This is a genomic window from Methanosarcina sp. 2.H.T.1A.6, assembly GCF_000979455.1.
In the GTDB taxonomy this organism is placed as follows: Archaea; Halobacteriota; Methanosarcinia; order Methanosarcinales; family Methanosarcinaceae; genus Methanosarcina.
Window position 1 is genome coordinate 58,582 of sequence record NZ_JJOY01000031.1, and the last position, 17,950, is coordinate 76,531.

At 44.3% G+C, this 17,950-nt stretch carries 18 protein-coding genes; 3 read left to right on the forward strand and 15 right to left on the reverse strand.

The features are described 5' to 3' along the window. Window positions 1-40 precede the first annotated feature (40 nt). From EO98_RS09570 to EO98_RS09620, 13 genes are all read right to left on the reverse strand, one after another. Entirely contained in the window at window positions 41-3,103 is a 3,063-nt protein-coding gene (locus EO98_RS09570) for a tetratricopeptide repeat protein (protein WP_048137161.1), read from the reverse strand. A 564-nt stretch (window positions 3,104-3,667) separates the two neighbouring features. Further along, window positions 3,668-3,829, reverse strand: a complete 162-nt coding sequence (locus EO98_RS18430; RefSeq protein ID WP_156161095.1) for a hypothetical protein — start codon at window positions 3,827-3,829, stop codon at window positions 3,668-3,670. 1 nt (window position 3,830) lies between these two features. Beyond that, complete coding sequence (locus tag EO98_RS18435; protein WP_156161096.1) at window positions 3,831-3,971, reverse strand: hypothetical protein; 141 nt, start codon at window positions 3,969-3,971, stop codon at window positions 3,831-3,833. A 629-nt stretch (window positions 3,972-4,600) separates the two neighbouring features. Continuing rightward, a complete protein-coding gene (locus EO98_RS17885) occupies window positions 4,601-4,750 on the reverse strand; it encodes a 30S ribosomal protein S27ae (RefSeq protein ID WP_048137678.1) in 150 nt (49 codons plus the stop codon). A gap of 21 nt (window positions 4,751-4,771) precedes the next feature. Then, a complete protein-coding gene (locus EO98_RS09580; RefSeq protein ID WP_048137165.1) occupies window positions 4,772-5,077 on the reverse strand; it encodes a 30S ribosomal protein S24e in 306 nt (101 codons plus the stop codon). Next, window positions 5,058-5,645, reverse strand: a complete 588-nt coding sequence (locus EO98_RS09585) for a GTP-dependent dephospho-CoA kinase family protein (protein ID WP_048137169.1) — start codon at window positions 5,643-5,645, stop codon at window positions 5,058-5,060. The genes EO98_RS09580 and EO98_RS09585 overlap by 20 nt, the downstream gene beginning before the upstream one ends. 1 nt (window position 5,646) lies before the next feature. Then, on the reverse strand, window positions 5,647-5,832 hold the full coding sequence (gene spt4, locus EO98_RS09590; RefSeq protein WP_048132197.1) for a transcription elongation factor subunit Spt4: 186 nt from the start codon (window positions 5,830-5,832) through the stop codon (window positions 5,647-5,649). 23 nt (window positions 5,833-5,855) lie between these two features. Further along, window positions 5,856-6,443: a DNA-directed RNA polymerase gene (locus tag EO98_RS09595; RefSeq protein ID WP_048132194.1), complete on the reverse strand. Its 588-nt coding sequence runs from the start codon at window positions 6,441-6,443 to the stop codon at window positions 5,856-5,858. Window positions 6,444-6,504: 61 nt separating this feature from the next. Beyond that, on the reverse strand, window positions 6,505-6,870 hold the full coding sequence (locus tag EO98_RS09600) for a PIN domain-containing protein (RefSeq protein WP_048132192.1): 366 nt from the start codon (window positions 6,868-6,870) through the stop codon (window positions 6,505-6,507). After that, window positions 6,867-8,093 carry a translation initiation factor IF-2 subunit gamma gene (locus EO98_RS09605; protein ID WP_048137171.1) on the reverse strand — a complete coding sequence of 409 codons (1,227 nt, stop codon included), beginning with the start codon at window positions 8,091-8,093 and terminating at the stop codon, window positions 6,867-6,869. Before EO98_RS09605 ends, EO98_RS09600 begins: the two co-directional genes overlap by 4 nt. A gap of 405 nt (window positions 8,094-8,498) precedes the next feature. Then, window positions 8,499-9,662, reverse strand: a complete 1,164-nt coding sequence (locus EO98_RS09610; protein WP_048132189.1) for a formate--phosphoribosylaminoimidazolecarboxamide ligase family protein — start codon at window positions 9,660-9,662, stop codon at window positions 8,499-8,501. Window positions 9,663-9,967: 305 nt separating this feature from the next. After that, on the reverse strand, window positions 9,968-10,711 hold the full coding sequence (locus tag EO98_RS09615) for a stage II sporulation protein M (protein ID WP_048137172.1): 744 nt from the start codon (window positions 10,709-10,711) through the stop codon (window positions 9,968-9,970). Window positions 10,712-10,778: 67 nt separating this feature from the next. Next, entirely contained in the window at window positions 10,779-11,648 is an 870-nt protein-coding gene (locus EO98_RS09620) for a DUF63 family protein (RefSeq protein ID WP_369799038.1), read from the reverse strand. An 834-nt stretch (window positions 11,649-12,482) separates the two neighbouring features. Between EO98_RS09620 and EO98_RS09625 the strand changes: the two genes are divergently transcribed. The 3 genes from EO98_RS09625 to EO98_RS09635 all read left to right on the forward strand — a co-directional run bounded on the left by EO98_RS09625 (window position 12,483) and on the right by EO98_RS09635 (window position 14,988). Then, window positions 12,483-13,553 (forward strand): NAD(P)-dependent glycerol-1-phosphate dehydrogenase, encoded by a 1,071-nt coding sequence (locus EO98_RS09625; protein ID WP_048137177.1) that lies wholly within the window; start codon window positions 12,483-12,485, stop codon window positions 13,551-13,553. Between the two features lie 277 nt (window positions 13,554-13,830). Then, window positions 13,831-14,280 carry a UPF0179 family protein gene (locus EO98_RS09630; RefSeq protein WP_048137198.1) on the forward strand — a complete coding sequence of 150 codons (450 nt, stop codon included), beginning with the start codon at window positions 13,831-13,833 and terminating at the stop codon, window positions 14,278-14,280. A 75-nt stretch (window positions 14,281-14,355) separates the two neighbouring features. Further along, window positions 14,356-14,988 carry a DUF2150 family protein gene (locus tag EO98_RS09635; protein ID WP_048137179.1) on the forward strand — a complete coding sequence of 211 codons (633 nt, stop codon included), beginning with the start codon at window positions 14,356-14,358 and terminating at the stop codon, window positions 14,986-14,988. Between the two features lie 228 nt (window positions 14,989-15,216). On the opposite strand, the gene EO98_RS09640 is transcribed toward EO98_RS09635, so the two are convergent. Together EO98_RS09640 and EO98_RS09645 are read right to left on the reverse strand one after the other, a co-directional pair. Next, window positions 15,217-16,377 (reverse strand): glycosyltransferase family 4 protein, encoded by a 1,161-nt coding sequence (locus EO98_RS09640; RefSeq protein ID WP_048137181.1) that lies wholly within the window; start codon window positions 16,375-16,377, stop codon window positions 15,217-15,219. A 411-nt stretch (window positions 16,378-16,788) separates the two neighbouring features. Continuing rightward, window positions 16,789-17,793 carry a DUF4921 family protein gene (locus tag EO98_RS09645; protein ID WP_048137182.1) on the reverse strand — a complete coding sequence of 335 codons (1,005 nt, stop codon included), beginning with the start codon at window positions 17,791-17,793 and terminating at the stop codon, window positions 16,789-16,791. Window positions 17,794-17,950: the final 157 nt, after the last annotated feature.

Below are 17,950 nucleotides of genomic sequence, written 5' to 3' on the forward strand. Positions count from 1 at the left end.
TTTCCGGTTTCTCTTCCCTGGCTTCAAAACTTCCCGAGCTTTAAAATTTCCCAAGTTTCTCAATGCTTTCTCTCATGGGTTCCGGAGAGAACAGGCTTTTTTCAAGCTTTTCCGTAAACTCTTCCAGAATGGATACAGGGATGTCAAAGTCCGGAGGCGGTGGAGTAAGCGTTTCAAGTTCAAGTTCTTCTTGTTCCGGCCTGCCAAATCCGAATGCCGGAAGGAACAGGAGGGCGGACAAAATCAAAATCGAGCTTACATACTCTTTTTCATAAAGCGCCCATAAAACATTGTTTTCACCAGGCTGGTAAAAAATCTGGCTTACAATTGCTGCCGGCCAGGATACAATGGGGAGGGTTGAGGCTGCGGGGTGAGACAGCAGCAAGCTGAAGATCAAAAGGAAAATTAGCCCGAATCCTGCTTTTTTAATAAAACCGTATGTTCCCGGAGCAAGCCACCATTCCCACCAGGCATATCTACGATTTCTTACGCGGATACTTTTAAGGAGCAGGGATGCAGGCTGTTTTACCTTCCTGGAATTCTCAAGCTTCAGGCATTCTTCGAGCCTTTCCGAAGCTTTTCGGAAGTAACGGATCTTGCAATAAAAAAGTCCCAGGAAGTACAGGGCATAAGCTTTCAGTTCGTTGTCTTCGGGTTCCTGGCAGATGGCTGCCTTTTCAAGTTTTCCGGCAGCCGCAAGGAGCATGTACCTGAAACGCGCACTATTTTCCTCAAAAGAAGCTTCTGCACACATATACCTGGCGTATGCATCCCAGAGCAGGAGCCTCTGGTCTTCCGTATCCAGGGCAAGAGCTCGTCTGAAGGACTCAAGAGCGTCTTCACATGCCTGTTCTTCAAGCTCTACTCTGCCTTTCAGGCTCCTTGAGAAGGCATTCTCCGGAGCTTCTGCTATTGAAGCTTCAAGCTCTTTTAACGCACCCATGCTGTTCCCGAGCCTGAAGTAAATCTCTGCAAGCCCGTTTCTGGCATGAATGTTCTTCGGGTTTGCTTCAGTTGCTTTCCTGTAAGCCCGAAGGGCTTTTTCAAAACCTCCCTGCTTAGAAAAGGCAAAACCCAGCAGGCAGGAGGGAAGATCAGGGTCCGTCTTCTCTACTGTGGACCTCTCAAGGACCTCGGCAGCCTTCTCAAAATCCTGAAGCCTTATCAGGGCAAAGGCTTTCATTACCGAAGCCGTGGCATCTTTGGGATCGAAGATAAGGGCTGTATCAAACGTTTCCAGGGCTTTTTTCCATTCTCCGCGGTGTGAAAAAACAATACCTTTCCCGGAACAGGAGATTTTCCCATTTCCGGAAAGCTTTCTGGCACTCTCAAAAGCTTTCAGGGCTTCTTCATATCTGCCAAGAGCGTCAAGGGCAAAACCTTTCGCGGTCCTGAGCATTTCCAGCACGGGCTTTTTCCCGGCAGGGTCCAGAATCCGGGACATCTCCACTTTTTGTTCATCACCGGGCCTTCCGGCTTTTTCTGTGCCTATGGTTGTGTAAAAAATCTCTTCTGCCTGCTCAAAAGCCTCCAGAGCTTCTTCATATTTTTCAAGGCATATGAGAGCAATTCCTTTGTAGACAAGGGGAGATATGTCCTCTGATCTGTGTTTTGCTGCTCTGTCAAAAGCTTTAAGTGCTTCTTTATATTCCCCAAGTTCGGCAAAAGCAAGCCCCCTGTATTTCCAGCCCTCAGCCCCGATTTTATTTTCAGGAAGCTCCTCGGACAGCTCAAGGTATTTTTTAAAAGCTGTCTGGAGCTGGTTTTCAAGAGGCTCTTCGGTATTATTTTGCCTGGTTTTAAGCCTGGAGAGGGCGACTCCGCGGTTGTAGCGGGCCGGCAGGCTGTCATAATCAAGTGTAAGGAGATTTTCATAAGCTTCGAGGGCTTCTCTGTACTTCCCGAGTTTGCAGAGTACATTTCCCTTTCCGTTCCAGGCAAAGGCATTCTCTATATCAAGCCTCAGAGCCTTCTCAAAAGCCTCAAGAGCTCCGGAACAATCCCCAAATTCATAATAGGCCTCCCCAATACCGCTCAGGATGCAGCTATTTTCTGGCCCGAAGGAGAGGGCTTTTTCGTAAGCCTGCATTGCTTCATAATATTTTCCGAGGGCAAGGAAGCAGCTGCCCATCCCCTCCCAGCCTTCTGAATTCTCCGGGTCTTCTTTAAGGGTTTTACTGAATGAATCAAGTGCCTGTTGATAGTTTCCAAGAGCCAGCAGGGCTTTTCCCCTGTTAATTTTTGCTTCAGTAAGGGAACTGTCCATCTGAAGTACACTTTCAAACGCCTGAAGCGCTTCCCCATACCTTCCCAGGCTTCCGAGCAGCCTACCTTTTTCGATCCTGTTTTTTACGTTCATGGGCTCAAGAATAAGGCTTTTTTCAAAAGCTTCAAGCGCTTCTTCTTTTTTTCCAATGCCTTCCAGAATTTTCCCCTGAGTTTCCCAGGCTCCTGCAGAAGCGGGTTCAATTTCCAGAGCCTTTTCACATGCTCTCAAAGCTTCCCTTCTTCTTCCCAGGGAAAGGTATGCTTTTGCCTTGCCTTCCCAGGCCCCTGCATGTAAGGGTTCCAGTGCCAGTGCTTCTTCAAAAGCTTCAAGAGCTTCCACACTCTTTCCCAGAATGTAGAGGGATACTCCCCTGTAGTACCAGGCTCCAGGGTTTTCAGGATTTATTTCAAGGGCTCCTGAAAGGGCTGAAACTGCTTCGATATGCCTTCCAAGCCGGTTTAAGGCAAGCCCGGTGTAGTAAAGAGCTCCTGCATGTTTTGCGTCTCTTTCAAGCACCCCTTCGAAAGCCTCCAGAGCCTGCTCCGGAAGGTTCAGGTACCCGAGTGTAAGCCCCTTAAAGTAGCGGGCAGAAACATTGTCCGGATCAAAAGCAAGAGCCCTTTCAAAAGCTCCCAGAGCTTCCTCCGGTCTGTCCAGGTAACGCAGTATATTTCCCCTGTATTGCCAGGCGACTGTGTCCTGAGGGTTTATCTCAAGCAGGGCATCGAAAGCTTCAAGAGCCTTTTCAAAATTATTCTCTGACCCGATCGGATTTTTCAGGTTCAAAAGAGCAAGCGCTTTACTGTACCAGGCTCTGGCATAAAGAGAGTGCATGGTGCCTCGGGAATTGTCTTCTAAAAATATTTGTGTGGAATTATATATACGCCCGGCTATATATACGACTACAGAAAATAGTTACTGATTTACTAAATCTGGTATTTGCCTTTGTCTTCAGGCTCAGTTCTGAGTATCCTACTGCAAAAAAGAGCTTATTCAGAAAATAGTTTATGCAAAAAAGAGATTTATGTGAAGATGATGGTTGATAGTTCTCTGTTATCAATCGGTAGATCTTATAAATTGAGGTGGTAAAATTGTCCAGGAAGAGGGATTTTACAGCTACATTAATTTTTCTTTTAATGCTTTTATTTATTTTGATTCGTTTTTTAAGTTCATCTCAGAATTAAGTTTCTTATTAAAGGATCTACAAAAAAGTATTCTAATTTTTTTTGATATCATCATTTATTTCTGTTTTATTACAATCTATGAATATATAATCTAAAATAAGCTGTTATTATATTTTATTTTAAAGATCGTATATTAAATAATATTTTATGCTTTATAACGTAAATCTCCGGGAAATAAAAAACAGCTTTTTTTAGATGTTAAACCAATATTAATTTACTCTTTCTTTTCCGGCGGAAGCTTGAAGATCAGCCTGACGTTCTTTAAGGTCAGGTTTTTTATGATAAGGGGTTTTGGCCCCAAACCTTTTATTTTCAGATTTTTTATGTTCGAGTCTTTTATTGTGATAATTTTCGTTCTCGTGTTTTTCTCTGACATGTTACCCCTTTACTTTTCTGATGTCCTTTAAATTCAGGTTCTTTATAATAAGATGTTTTGGTCTCAGACCCTTTATTTTCAGGCTTTTTACGTGAATGTTCTTTACTCTGATTATTTTTGTTTTCGCACTTTCCTCAGGCATATTTTATTCCGCTCCTTGCTAAACAGTGTCTTTCAGCTTTCTGAATATATTTTTGATGAAGTATACTATTCTGAAAATAACTTGTTTTTATCCTTGTTTTAAGTTTGAGACATCTTTCCGTAGGTGTCCTCAAAAAAATGATATAACTTAAAGATATTACTTCCAAATAGAAATTGGCATACAAAATAGATAAATTATTGCATAAAAATATCCCTAAAATATAACTTAGCGATATTTAATTAGGTAAATAATTGGGGTCTAAAAAAATATAAATATTGAAAGGAGACCTGCGACAACTTAAGTGGAAAAAGTGAACAGAATTTGGCATAATCTTCAAAGAAAAGACTTGAGATGTTTCTCTGAAAAGACTTGAGATATTTCTCAGAAAAGACTTGAGATATTTCTCAGAAAAGACTTGAGATGTTTCTCAGAAAAGACTTGAGATGTTTCTCCGAAAAGACTTGAGATGTTTCTCCGAAAAGACTTGAGATGTTTCTCAGAAAAGACTTGAGATATTTCTCAGAAAAGACTTGAGATATTTTCTTCCGGAAGAGGACGTAAGTGAAAGGAGCCGCAGGAAAAACTCCTGCGGTCCGGGTTGAAAAATGAGTTATGATTTCCCGAGCGGGTTATTTCTTGAACTCGGTGTAGCCGCACTTTCCGCAGGCGAGGCGGTTTTTGTGTTCGGCAAGGAATACACCTGGTCCGCATCTGGGACAGAACTGTTTGAGTCTGGTTACGGAGTCGCCCTGGACTTTGTAGTAATCTTTTACTGCCATGTTTATACACCTCAGTAAGGCTTACGCCTCTTCTTCCTCAGTTTCTGCTCCGGGGGCAGGGTTTCTCTTCAGGACGTATTCAAGTTCTACTGCTTTCATGCGGCTTGCATCTTCGTAGAGCTTGGCATAACCCTTGCTTTCCTGCATTCCGTACTCTGTGTTGATCCTCTGGATGACCAGAAGTTCAAGGGGAGCATTCAACATTGCAGCAAGCTTGTTCCGTACATCACTTCTGGAAGGGGTAGAACCTTCATATTTCACAACGAAATCCAGTTCCCTTCTGTTTAAAAGTGCATTATTTTTATCTTTAAGGATCTTTATGTCCATCTAAAATTCTCCGTATCTTATCCAATTCATTATTCTGATTTTTGCTGATGAGCTTTTCAAAAAGAGCCCTTATTTTTTCTTTCTTTTCCTCAGTGACCTCTACAAAGACCACACCCTCATCGGGTTGCCCGTAAAGGACCACAGACCCCAGCGGAGCCATAAGGATTACCGGAAGAGTTGCCAGGTCTTCTTCTCCTCTTACAAAAATGCGGAGAAGCTTTTCTGAGGCAAACGCTTCGCAAAGGGTTTTTATCAGCTCATCGGTGATAATCCCCGCAGGGTTGTCAACCGAAACTTCTTCATAGACCTTATCCCTGTTCCGGGCCGACACATCTCTGGATACCGGTTTCCTTTTGGTACGGTCATCCACAATACAGATGTCCGGAATAATCCCGGCTTCGAGCAGGTGGAATGTAGTAACATCCCCTACGGATATAAGTTTTGTGGGGCTTGCAAGCTCCCCTACAAACTTTTCTATGGTATCCCTGCCCTTTCCCCTATATAATGTACCAAGGGGTCTTTTCATAAGTGGGCGAAGTTCTCTCGGAAGTTCGATATGAACACTCAACTCAGCGCACCTTCAAGGCAAATCTATCCGGGATGTCAACCCCGAGTTTTTTTGCGATTTCCGAGCGTTCTGTGTCAAGAATTATCACAAGTCCACTCCATTCTTCTGCAAGGTCTGAAGTTCCGCAAACAGGACAGGTTTGCCCTTCCAGGACCCTCAGGCAGTGTCGACAGACTTTTTCTGGCATTGCAATCCTCTCTTTTGCCTTCTTTATTCAGGCAGTCTTTCACCTGTGACTTCCTGAGGCTGCTTCTTTCTGCGGGCTTCTTCGAGCCACTGCAGTTTTCCAAGGGCAGTCTGGCGCATGGTAAGCCCGATCTTGCTTTCTTTCGGTTCCCTTTCATTGATGCTTACTGCAACAATTCTGGCTCTTACATGATCCCCTTCAGCAATTGACTTGCCTCCGGTTTTAGTGACAAGCCTTGCGTTTTTGGCATCATAGGAAATAAAGTCGTCAGTAATCTGGCTTACGTGGAGCAGCCCGTCCATTGGACCCATTCCTATGAAAACTCCAAAGCCGACGGCTTCTACGACCTCACCTTCGATAATCTCCTGGAGCTCTGGAATAAACATTACTGCTTCGAATGTCACATCATAGTATACGGCCCCGTCTCCGACAAGGATATGCCCTTCTCCTACCTCGTCGATATTGTAAACCGTGACAAGGGAGCCAAGCTTTTTGTCAACCTGCCCCTCAAGTTTTTCCCTTAACGCGTTTTTAATGGTAGGCATCACTTCTTCCCCAAGAAGGGTGGGAGGGATACGAACAGTATCAACGAGTTTCATTAATTTATACATCTGCTAATCACCCGTAAACCTAATCAATGGAACTGCTGCCCGGAAATGTCCGGTGGGGTTTTCAGACAACGTCAAGTCTGTTTTTCTGGCGCAGAGACACGGCCTGAACCCTGTGTTCTGCAAGCCTGCGCTTCAACCCTATGTCATTTGTCAGAACAGCCGCTTTCATCTCTCCCGCGAGCCTGAGAATAACGTCATCCGCAGGCCCCGTACCGGCTATTCGCTCGCACCTAGTCATCATGGACCTGGCAACCTTTGCGGCTGTTCTGTCTGAACCTTTTTCCCGCTTTATTAGTTTTTCGATTTCAAATACAACAGCTTCAGGCACATAGAACTCATTAAAACCCAGCCTTTTCAGTTCTTCGAAAATATCCACTCCGAACTGGACAGGGATCATGAACCCGTTAGTATCGATTATGATTTTCAACTCTTTATTACCCCTACTCCAATGAGCCTCCAGCGGGAATCGATTCTCCTGCTGATAGCAACCATCGCCCCGACTGCTGCGCTTATTGGGCGTTTGAGTGACACCTGGGCTTCATTCTTCCGGGCACTTGTGACCACACCTACAGTCGTTGCGGTTCCTATATTTAACATAAGGGGTTCACTGGTCTTGATTTCATTGATCTTTTCTTCCTTGGTGACCCCCACAACCCTCTCAAGCAGGTGCAGTTCCATGACAAACTGATGCCTGGTCTCAGGAAGAGTGCCTGGTATGCCTGCGATCTGTCCGGTTAAAGAGTCGCCTTTTGTCAGGGTAGGGTCAAGGTAGGTTCCAATAGCCAGAAGACCTCCGGGAGTTGCTTCCTCGACCTTTGTTGCGCCTGCAAAAATGGATGAGACCGTGGTCAGGATAGGAACCCATTTAGTGCTGCCTTCGGTTGTGATTTTTATTCCGGGCCTTATCTCAAGCTCGTCGCCGGGATGAAGTAAGCCTTCTGTAAGGGTGCCTCCGATAACTCCTCCGCGGATTTCATCAATTGAGGCTCCGGGCCTGTTAATGTCAAAAGAACGGGCAATCAGCATGCTGGCAGGCTTGCCTGCTTTATGTACAGGAGTCGGGATCTGGGTTTCCAGGGCATCGATCAGGATATCGATGTTGATGTTCTGCTGGGCTGAGATCGGGATTACAGGTGCATTTTCTGCGACCGTGCCTTTGACAAATTCCTTTATCTGGTGGTAGTGCTCGACAAGGCGTTCCCTGGATACAAGGTCAATCTTGTTTTGCACGATAACAATGTTTTCAATCCCTATTATGTCCAGAGCCATAAGGTGTTCTTTCGTCTGGGGCTGCGGGCATTCTTCGTTTGCGGCAATTACGAGCACTGCTCCGTCCATGATTGCAGCTCCTGAAAGCATGGTTGCCATCAGGGTTTCGTGCCCAGGGGCGTCTACAAAGGACACTGTCCGGTATTCTTCCGTTTTTTCTCCGCAGTTGGCGCAGGTCTTTTCCACAGTATAACACTGAGGGGCAGGGCATTTCGGGCATTTCATGAATGGGGAGTCCGCATACCCCAATCTTATCGAAATCCCTCTTTTTACTTCTTCACTATGCGTATCCGTCCACACGCCGGATAAAGCTTTAACAAGTGTGGTTTTTCCATGGTCGACATGGCCTACCATGCCGATATTAACACAGGGCTGACTCAAGTTGTAGTTTCCTCCAGTAGAGTGAAGATAATCTGATATAAGGCAGGTATTCTGATATAAGGCAGGTATTTATCCGAAATCTGCACCTTCAGGGAGTTTAACTGCTTTTTTCCCTCAGGCCTGCAGACTTCAACTCTAAAACTAATCTAATCCCTAATTTTCACTATGTTATCCTTGGTTTTATTGTAATCTGTAACTTGAAGCGGGATTTTTATGGGACGGGCTTTACATGAGCCCGAACCCCTTCCCCCGGGCAAATTCTGAATTTCCAAGCTGGAAACCCGGGCAAGTTCTGTCATTAAATTTTTAGTTAAGGCTTGAATCTAACAGATTCAGATGATACTTTTAAAGTTTACGGTATCCTGCACAACTCATATCTACTAATGCCGGAAAGCCTTAATAAATTTATGTGACGATCATGTCAAGTTTCTCGAGCTCCAGAGCGCGCCTTATCTCAAAGGCAAGTCTTCTGCCCGTACTCATCGGCCTTCTCCAGAGTGAGTTGCCGTAGGAATGCCCGACTGACATATGCACATTCGTCCCGCCGCCTACTCTCGGGGCCACATCATAAATATAGAAATTCAGGTCCTTGTCCACGCAAGTCTGGAGGCAGAAAGGCCCTATAACTCCAGGTGCGTAGTGCTCCTGAGTGGCTTTTACATACTTTTCTCCCATTTCGAATACTTTTTCAAGGAGGGACTCGCGAAGAGTTGACGAGTTGTGCCCGCAGACCGTATATTCCGGGGTGAGCTGGTGCTTGGCAAGAGCCATCTGCTGAGGGGCAGGGAGCCTTACATGCCCGTCCAGACTGGTCTCAAAGCGCCAGTCAACGCCAAGGAGCTCCAGCTTGCTCATTTTCGGCTCGATCGGGGAGTAGAACATATCAAGGTTGAACACAGGCCCTATAATATAACGCTCGATCCTGGCAGTCTCAAGAGCTTCACGCGTAATCACTCCCTGTTTTATAAGGGCTTCGGATTTTTCCAGGTATTCCCCGTAGCTTGAAGCTGTAAAAAATCCCCTTTCGAGTGTCTTTACCGCATGAGGAAGCTTTACCATTACGAGCTCGTCAATGTCCTCTGGAGACTCTATTTTTTCCGGGAATGGAAGCCCTGCTTTTTCGAGGATCCAGTAGTAGCTCTGCTGCTCGCTTCGTTCCTCGCTCCTGAGAAGGTTCCTGCTCCCTACCATAGGCACTCTGAAATTTTCTTCGATTTCATCTATGCTGCAGTAGGAAGTAAAAGAGCGGTTAGGGATAAAAAGCACATTCTCGTCAACCAGTTTCTGCTGATTCTGGGGCAGGAGAATTTCGTTATACTTCTTAAATACAACTGCTTCATCGACAATTCCTCTCTTTATTTTCCCGTAAGGGTCCCTCTGAGCTCTGAAGTATTCGGTGTAAGTCTTCTCCCTTCCTGCCTGGCAGACTGCAAGGGTCCTGAAATCTTCTTCAACTGCTCCGTCGCAGATGTCGAGTCCTGAGTGAGAGGCAATGGTCCCTACTTTAATCTTATCAGCATGCGCGTAATAGCCTTCAACGATTTCCTTAATTTCTTTCCTGTCAATCATATATAATGTCCCTCAGCTTTTTCGAGGTATTGATAATTCTGTGAGATGGTGATCAGGTCTGATACTGTGTGATTCTTAACCTGATATGTGATTCTTAACCTGATATTCGAGACGAGATGCCTGAAGTACAGATCCCGGCGGTAGCTTGCCAGGTTTTAGGAAACAAAAGCTCTGATTGGATTTTTCCCCATTAACGGCTTTACCTATTAAAACCCTTTCTAATAGAAGTAATCGTTTATATAATGAAGGGTAAGCTGGAGTGGCTGTTTTGTCCTCTCACAGCAATCTTCACTTTTACCTGATTTTTAAAGGAAACTCAGGATCAGAGGTGTAATAAAGGCCTCAACTACTGCTGCCAGAAAAAGAAGAGGCATGATCCAGTGGAAATAAAATCTGATCCCTTCTTTAAATTCTTTTTTGATCTCAGTAGGCCTGCCTATAAGGGCAGAGAAAACCTGGTGCCCGAGCCTGACCCCTATCCCAGCTGATATGAAGACCATGGGTAGTTCCACGATCCCGTGCGGGAGAAGGGCAAGGAAAATAAAAAGCAGGCCTTTTTCCTGGGCTACGAGGTTAGAAATAACTCCTACAATATATCCATTAAAGGCGATAAACATTACCGGAAGGACACCGAAGACAAGCCCGAGTACAAGAAAAAGCAGGCTTACAAAGGCATTGTTGAGAAAGATTCCAAGCATAATGACTATCGGAGGCTTATCCATGAGGGGTGCGAAACGGGAGCTGAAACCTTCCATGAGCGTATCAGCCATATCCGGAAAATTTGCCGATGAAGTATAGCCTGCAAATAGAGCCCCGAAGAACACAAAGGTAATGAATATTACATATGGCCAGATAAAATGCAGGTAGCTGGTAAACTCAGATACCTTTGAGGTACTTCTTCCTCCTGGCCGGAATTTTGTTTCTCCGTGGGCAGCTAAAAAGGCATTTTCCGCCGGAGCATATATTATTTCCTCCCTCTCCCCTTCAGGAGTTTCTGCCCTTATTTCTCCTTTTCTCTCCCGTAAATAATAGTCTTCCTCTCTTTCCATGTTTATCCCCAATAAAGACTTATATTGAATCCCGGTGTCCACTGCAGGTATCTGTTTACCCTTTATTTCAGATTCCCAGCATCATTCGGATTGTGTTCCGGGTTGCCGGAGAAAGCCCGAGGATCAAAATAACCATTTTAATAAGCATTTTCAGGTTGTTTGACTCCTCATCTTTCTCAAACTGGGTATCAAGTGCATAAAGAACCCCTACGAAGATAATTAGTTTTAATGGATACATAACCAATGCAGTATCAGTAAGTTTAATGAGATAAGAGGGAAGCACGTGTTTTTCAAAGTACCCCAGTTTATCTATCCCTATGTATGTCGAAGAAGCATCCAGCATATGGGCCAGAAGGATAGACAGGTTCAGAGGGTCGGTAAATATCGAGGATTTTAAGCGGCGCGCAACCATGTAAAAGGTAAATGTCAACCCTATCCCTGCTCCAAGCACAAAGACCGGAACGTAAGCAACTACAATGTTCTCATAATATAGCAGTGTGCCGAGGTTTAATAAAAACCATGCCAGCCCGAAGCCTGCGAAAATGGAATGATACTCTTTCACAAGCCCTGCTTTCTGCAGCCGGATTGAGAGCCAGAGGCAGACTACGGTTATCCCGAAAACCAGGAAATAAATATTCGGGGTTATAAGCAAATAGGAGAAAGGAGGGTGAAAGATGCCTGCGGGGGAATCTTCAAGCACGCGCAGAGAAGAGCCTGCAAGTACGAATGGCAGGATTGAGAGAATGAACCTGGGTGTTATCTTTACTTCCAGCTTTTCAAGGAGCCTGAAAACCCCGAAAATACAAATGCCCAGTACCACTGCCCAGGTAAAAGTGTTTACAAGGTTATACCCGTCATCGGTCCTTATGGGATCCAGATAGTAGGTATTGATAAATTGTGATATATTATCCGTTAAATAACTCATCTTATCACTCATTCAAAATGGCAATAGCCTAATACAATTAATACTTACTGTACATAGCTGAATTTGTGTACTGGCTTACATATATGAAACAAACTTATTTCCGAACTATAAATGTAGTAATCTCATGTAGTAATCTCAACTGGTGAACGGTGTTCGGTTTAATTACAGATATTTCTTTGCCTTCTCGAAGCTTTGTTTCCGGAAAAGCAAACATTTTATATGGACGTATTATTCTGCCTATATTATATTACTATATTTATATAATTAACCTATGTAATTGTATCTGTTAAAAGGTAATAGTTAACAGACTTATCAATAGAGAGAAGAGAGAGAATTGATTTAAGTAAATTCCCCTGGTGAAATATCCATGTTTTATCATAGTCAGGTACCTAAATTCCTGACATAAGCCCGGACGAAAAGTTAAATAAGGTAAAAAGGGTGCGGAATGGACTGATCAGAAGCATTGCGTTCTTAATATCATCTGAGAATTAAGGTAATGAATTAAGTTAATTAATTAAGTTAATGAATTAAGTTCTCCTATTAAACCAGGTATATAAACCAGGTATATTATATTTGATAAGTTGTTTATATTTGATAAGTTGTCGATGTTTTCTGCAGTTATTATCATCTGTCAATATCAGATACCTGTATAGTTATCTGCTGGTGTTAAATACCCGGATGATTAGAGATATCTGCAGTGATAGTTGAGATGTTAATCTTCAATAAGTAGTCTTCAATAAGTAATCTTCAATAAGTAATCTTCAATACCGGCTGGCTTACACCTGCCGTTTTTACGAAATAAAGTATACACTATAATCTTTATCACAACTAAAAAATCATGCGGGTATGAAATTGACCATCAATAAAAACAGCGCAAAATGGATGCAGCTTCCAAGGGACGTGCTGATTGGGCATGGTGTACTTGAGGAAATTGGAGATGTCTGCAGGGATCTGAAACTGAAAGGAAATGCGCTGATAGTGACCGGGAACACTACCCTGGACGTTGCAGGTAAAAGAGTGAGCAACCTCCTGGAAAACGCAGGGTGCAGCGCAGAAACGGTTCTTACCTGTAGGGCAACCATGGAGGAAGTCGAGATAATAATGCAAAAAGCCCTCGAGACAGAGGCGACTTTTCTTCTTGGAGTAGGAAGCGGCAGGTCTATTGACCTTGCAAAACTTGCTTCCACACGGCTTGAACTTCCTTTTATCAGTGTGCCAACGGCAGCTTCTCATGACGGCATTGCGTCTTCCAGAGCCTCGATAATTGACAATGGAAAAAGCTCTTCCGTACAGGCTCAGGCCCCTATGGCCGTAGTTGCGGACACAGAAATTATCTCGGAGGCTCCTTTCCGATTTCTTGCAGCCGGCTGTGGAGACATCATTTCCAATTACACGGCAGTAATGGACTGGGAGCTTGCGAGCAGACTCCGAAACGAGTACTTTGGGGAATATGCTGCAGCTCTCTCCCGCATGGCAGCACGGGTGATAATAGAATCTGCCGATTCGATAAAGCCGGAGCATGAGACGTCTGCCAGGCTTGTGGTAAAAGCCCTGTTGTCAAATGGAATCGCAATGAGCATTGCAGGTTCTTCAAGGCCGGCTTCGGGATCGGAACATATGTTTAGCCACGCCCTTGACAGGATTGCCCCAAGGCCTGCATTACACGGAGAACAGTGCGGGGTTGGTACAATCCTGATGATGTATCTGCACGGAGGAAATTGGCAGGAGATCAGGGATGCCTTAAAAAAGATCGGGGCTCCTACGACTGCAGAAGAACTGGGCATAGAAGATAAATATATAGTCGAAGCCCTGTTACATGCACACAGTATCCGCCCGGACCGCTACACAATTCTCGGAAACGGTCTTACTCCTTCGGCAGCCGAGAAAGTTGCAAAAATCACAAAGGTCATAAGTTGAAAAGTTGTTTTAACTCAGGCCAAAGCAGAATCTCAGCAACTGTTTGAAATATCATAAAAATAAACAATGATATATCAGAACCTTTTAAGCTGGGGTTCAGATTTCATAATAATTAACGGCTCACTCGAGTCTTAATTAATTTAATTTATTTATGATCTGGCTTAAATTCTTTACTTCAGGTCTAATCTCAATTTTCAATTCAAAATATTTCGGGATAAGCTCCAGGAATCCCGATAATTCAATAAATGCCAGAATAAATTTAAATGGAAGAACTATTATGACAGAAAGCGATACCAAAATAACACTCATCGGATCACGGCTGGCAAGGGAAGGGCTGGAATTCATATTCAAAGGTGAAATGCCAGAATGCAAGAAATGCCGGCTGAAGAACACCTGCCTTAACCTTGAGCCCGGACGCAGGTATAGGGTCGAGAGAATAAAAAGTAAAGACATACATGAATGTTTCCTGCATGACAGCGGGGTACTTGCTGTGGACGTCAGCAGGGCTCCTATCCTGACAACCATGGAATCGAGAAAAGCTGTTGAAGGGGCAAAAATTATGTATGAGCCCACCAAATGTGGCAAGAGAGAGTGCAGTGTGTATGAGATCTGCCACCCGGAAGGGCTTTTAAAAGGGGACAAATGCAAAATTGTAGGTGTCCTTGAAAGCCTTGACTCAAAGTGTGAAGCTGGCAACTCATTAAAAAAAGTGAAACTTGCCTGGTGAACATAAACAAACACCTTTTAGTAATAGTAAGATCGATTATTAATTAATAAAAAATGTATATAAGCGGTGTTATAAGTGCCTGAACATGATATGAACCAGGTCCCCCCCTATGAATTTTATACCCAAAAGCGCTGGGAAAACTGGCTCGGACGGGCAAGGGAAAGCGGTTTCCAAATAAAAGAATCCGAAGAAGAAGCCGGGAAGGAAAGCGCTGTATTCGTCAATATGGTTGATGATGTGATCCTTGCCTGCCTGAAAGTAACCGTTCGCTTTGAAAAAGATCTGCTCTCTAAAGAGAAAGCTTTAAAGATTCTTGAGGAGATCAGGGATATCGTGCTTTCCGAGGTCGAGCCCATTTCTGAAGATATCGACCTTATGGTCGATTCGGTACAGACCTCTCTTATGGGGGCACTTGTCGCCTTTGAATGCTATTTTATGGGTGACTATGAGGATGAATCAAATCTCGAAGAACTTATAAAAGAAGCTGTCGATGCTGAAGCCTCGGATAACCTTGAACTTGCTCTTGATTACACTGCACAGTGCGGTGCAATCGTGCTCAAAGGACAAAGCCTGCCTGAAGAGGTTATGGCTGAACTTCCATACGGCATTGTTGCAGAATGGCTTGATGGGATTGACTCAATCTCGGCAGCAATGGTAGGAAGTGACAGTTACAAAGAATTTGATGAGGACGATGGGGAAGACAGTTAACATCTTCCTCTTCAAATTGTATGGGAAAAAGTAAGTTTAACGTATTTGCTGAAAATTTAAAAATTTAGCTCGGTCTGAAAAATATACTTAAGAGGCACATTCAACTTCATAAATGTGTGATGAAATTATTGTATATTTTACTGGTTGGAAAATCCTTCCTTGAATTTGAAGAGGATACTATAATTTTTTCCTCTTCAAATTTTTTTAAGTACTCATGTTTTTAAGTATTCAGGTTTTATCGATTACTTTTTCATATACTTCAAGGGTTTTTTCAGCTATCGTTTCCCAGTTGTATCTCTTTTTCAGGAGTTCGTATCCCTTCTCTCCCATCCTGTTGCGGCCCAGACCCTCAAGTACATAGTTGAGGCCCCAGGCAATGGAAGAGGGCTCTTTATGAGCAATGATTCCTGTCCTGAAGTTTTCAACAAGAGCGACCGCATCGCTTGCAACCACAGGCTTTTTTGCATCCCATGCCTCAAGCACAACTATCCCGAAGGGTTCGTTCCGGCTTGGGACACAGACAAGGTCACAGGCGTTGAACCAGTCTATGACAGTGTTATCCGGGGCGTATCCAAGGAAATTGCAGGAATCCCCAATGCCAAGCCTCTGAGCCTGGTTTTCACATTGAGCCCGCATGTCCCCTTCACCTATGAGCACAAACTGGGCATCCCTCTTCCTCAGGACTTTTGCTGCAGCTTCGACGAGCAGATCAGGCCCTTTCTGGTAGGACATCCTTCCGGTGAAGAGCACTACAGGAAGGCATGGGTGAATTCCGTAGTTTCTCTTTATTTTTCCAGGATCAACTTCCCTTTTTATTTTTCCCACATTTATTCCATTGGGGATCTCCCAGAGTTTATAATCGGGAATTTTGTATAAGTGCCTGACTTCTTCTTTCAAAACAGTAGATGTCGTAATTACGTAGGAAGCTTCATACCCTCCAAGCCATTCCCTGTGCGAAATCTCTTTTGCTTCCCACCAGTCCCCGTGAAGGTTTCCGTTGCGTCCCCATTCCGTACTGTGGAAGGTCAGGACGAAAGGCAGTCCAAACTGGGCTTTAACCCTGCAGAGGACGTTTACAGGATGCCAGTCGTGCCCGTGGAGAATATCAAACTCTCCTGCCTCACGCACGTCCAGAAACCGGCAATACATAGCGTCGCACATCCTGTTCATCTGCTCCACTATTCCCCCAGTCCGGTCACATGCAATTCTGTGGTAGTGGACTCCCCTGATTATTTCATCATTGTTTTCAAGGCCTCGGGTAAAAAGATGAACCTCATGACCCTTAGCTGCAAGAGCCTCAGAGAGTTCGGATACATGGGGAGAAATACCTCCTACACGTATCGAATACAAACTTTCCCAACTAAACATTCCTATTCGAATCTTTTTCATAGACTCACTCATTCCTTTTTGTCAAAGTGAAGGACATCACGGTTACTAAAAGTTACAGGTTTCCCCCAGCCTGTGCTGTTCAAACCCTTCAGCTTACCGGGTTAATTATATATTTTCCAGATTGATAAATTCAGTTTGCTCTTTTCCTGCCGTAATTACTCTGTACGTATTCCCTTTAAAACCCTTCACGTACCTGTTCTGAACAGGAATTATCTAAATATGCCTGGTCTACAGGACAATTTTCGCATTACGGATACATCTCTTTTCGCATTACGGATACTTCTCTATACTTCCCTAACTTTATTCCTTTTTAATCGTAGATAAATATATCTCCGGGTTTTTCCACATGTTTTACACTGGAAACTTTTATTCCAGTTGTTTATCTATCTCCAGGATTTCTCCTGAGACAACTCATTCATCCCCCCTCAGGTATGAGGCTGCCTTTTCCGGAGAAACCGTATTGATGTAAATTCCGGTATTCAGTTCGAACCCTGCAGCAGTGGAGATCCGGGGCAGCAGCCTGAGGTTCAGGTGGTACTCCGGAGTTTCAAAAAGCTGGTAGAACATATGGTTATAGGGCATGTTTCCGAGTACTTTTGCATAACTCCTGAGGACAGTTCTCAAAATCTCACCGAGGGCAAAAAGAAGCTCCGGACTAAAATCCCCAAGAAAACTTATATGCTCTTTTGGAAGGATCCAGACTTCAAAGGGCCCTATTGAATAGTAAGGGGCAAAAGCCACAAACTTGTTATTTTCATGGATAAGGCGTGATGAGGCTTTTTCTGTTTCAAGGAGAACGCAGTAAGGGCACTTTTCTCCTTCTCTAATAGCCTTCAGTTCCCTTTCCAGAATCGGAGGGCAAACCGGCAGGGCGATGAGCTGGCTGTGTGGATGGTCCTGGGAAGCTCCTGCGGCTTTTCCAGAGTTTTTGAACAGGGAGACATAAAGGATTTTTTCATGGGCTGCGTAATGACAAACCCTGTCCTTATAGACCCTCATAAGCCCGGATATTTCAGTGTCGGAGAAGTCCTTCAGGTTTTTCCCGTGCACAGGGGACTCTACTATCACCTCATGGAAACCGGACCCCGGAAAAACTTCAAGATCTTTTCCGTGAAATCGGGGGGACGGTGGCGCAGGAGAAGGCGCAGGGGAAAGTGCCGGATAGAGGTTTGGAAAACAGCGAAAATCCCAGTTGCGTATTCTATTTTCCCCGGTATCGGCAAATATCTCCCCATTCTTATATACTGCCGTTGCAGGAGGCGTTTTTTCTTCATTTCCCCCGCAGAACACGCAGCTTTCAGGGGGGCTTTTTTCGGAACCTCCGGCTGCCCCTGCAAAATCCGAAGGCCTTTTAGCCCTCTCTTCAGCAATTATGCAGTATTCGGGGAGAAAATAATGCTTTCTGATTTCTGACATTTTCGGAAAACCTCAACTTGTTCCTGATTTCATTTTTTTCCCTTTCCCGGAGACTTCATAAACCCTCAGCATGAAACCCCTGAGTCTTTAGCTCAGGGGAGGAATGCGTAAACTTCCCCGTCCTGCTCTGTTGAATTAATGTACTTGTCCTGGCCCT

What these genes read in the sequence shown, in the direction of transcription:
- EO98_RS09570 (WP_048137161.1), bottom strand. Translation starts at nt 3,103, where the DNA reads ATGCACTCTCTTTATGCCAGAGCCTGGTACAGTAAAGCGCTTGCTCTT.
- EO98_RS09615 (WP_048137172.1), bottom strand. Translation starts at nt 10,711, where the DNA reads ATGGAAAGAGAGGAAGACTATTATTTACGGGAGAGAAAAGGAGAAATA.
- EO98_RS09620 (WP_369799038.1), bottom strand. Translation starts at nt 11,648, where the DNA reads ATGAGTGATAAGATGAGTTATTTAACGGATAATATATCACAATTTATC.
- EO98_RS09625 (WP_048137177.1), top strand. Translation starts at nt 12,483, where the DNA reads ATGAAATTGACCATCAATAAAAACAGCGCAAAATGGATGCAGCTTCCA.
- EO98_RS17885 (WP_048137678.1), bottom strand. Translation starts at nt 4,750, where the DNA reads ATGGCAGTAAAAGATTACTACAAAGTCCAGGGCGACTCCGTAACCAGA.
- EO98_RS18435 (WP_156161096.1), bottom strand. Translation starts at nt 3,971, where the DNA reads ATGCCTGAGGAAAGTGCGAAAACAAAAATAATCAGAGTAAAGAACATT.
- spt4 (WP_048132197.1), bottom strand. Translation starts at nt 5,832, where the DNA reads ATGCCAGAAAAAGTCTGTCGACACTGCCTGAGGGTCCTGGAAGGGCAA.
- EO98_RS09630 (WP_048137198.1), top strand. Translation starts at nt 13,831, where the DNA reads ATGACAGAAAGCGATACCAAAATAACACTCATCGGATCACGGCTGGCA.
- EO98_RS09580 (WP_048137165.1), bottom strand. Translation starts at nt 5,077, where the DNA reads ATGGACATAAAGATCCTTAAAGATAAAAATAATGCACTTTTAAACAGA.
- EO98_RS18430 (WP_156161095.1), bottom strand. Translation starts at nt 3,829, where the DNA reads ATGTCAGAGAAAAACACGAGAACGAAAATTATCACAATAAAAGACTCG.
- EO98_RS09610 (WP_048132189.1), bottom strand. Translation starts at nt 9,662, where the DNA reads ATGATTGACAGGAAAGAAATTAAGGAAATCGTTGAAGGCTATTACGCG.
- EO98_RS09595 (WP_048132194.1), bottom strand. Translation starts at nt 6,443, where the DNA reads ATGTATAAATTAATGAAACTCGTTGATACTGTTCGTATCCCTCCCACC.
- EO98_RS09645 (WP_048137182.1), bottom strand. Translation starts at nt 17,793, where the DNA reads ATGTCAGAAATCAGAAAGCATTATTTTCTCCCCGAATACTGCATAATT.
- EO98_RS09640 (WP_048137181.1), bottom strand. Translation starts at nt 16,377, where the DNA reads ATGAAAAAGATTCGAATAGGAATGTTTAGTTGGGAAAGTTTGTATTCG.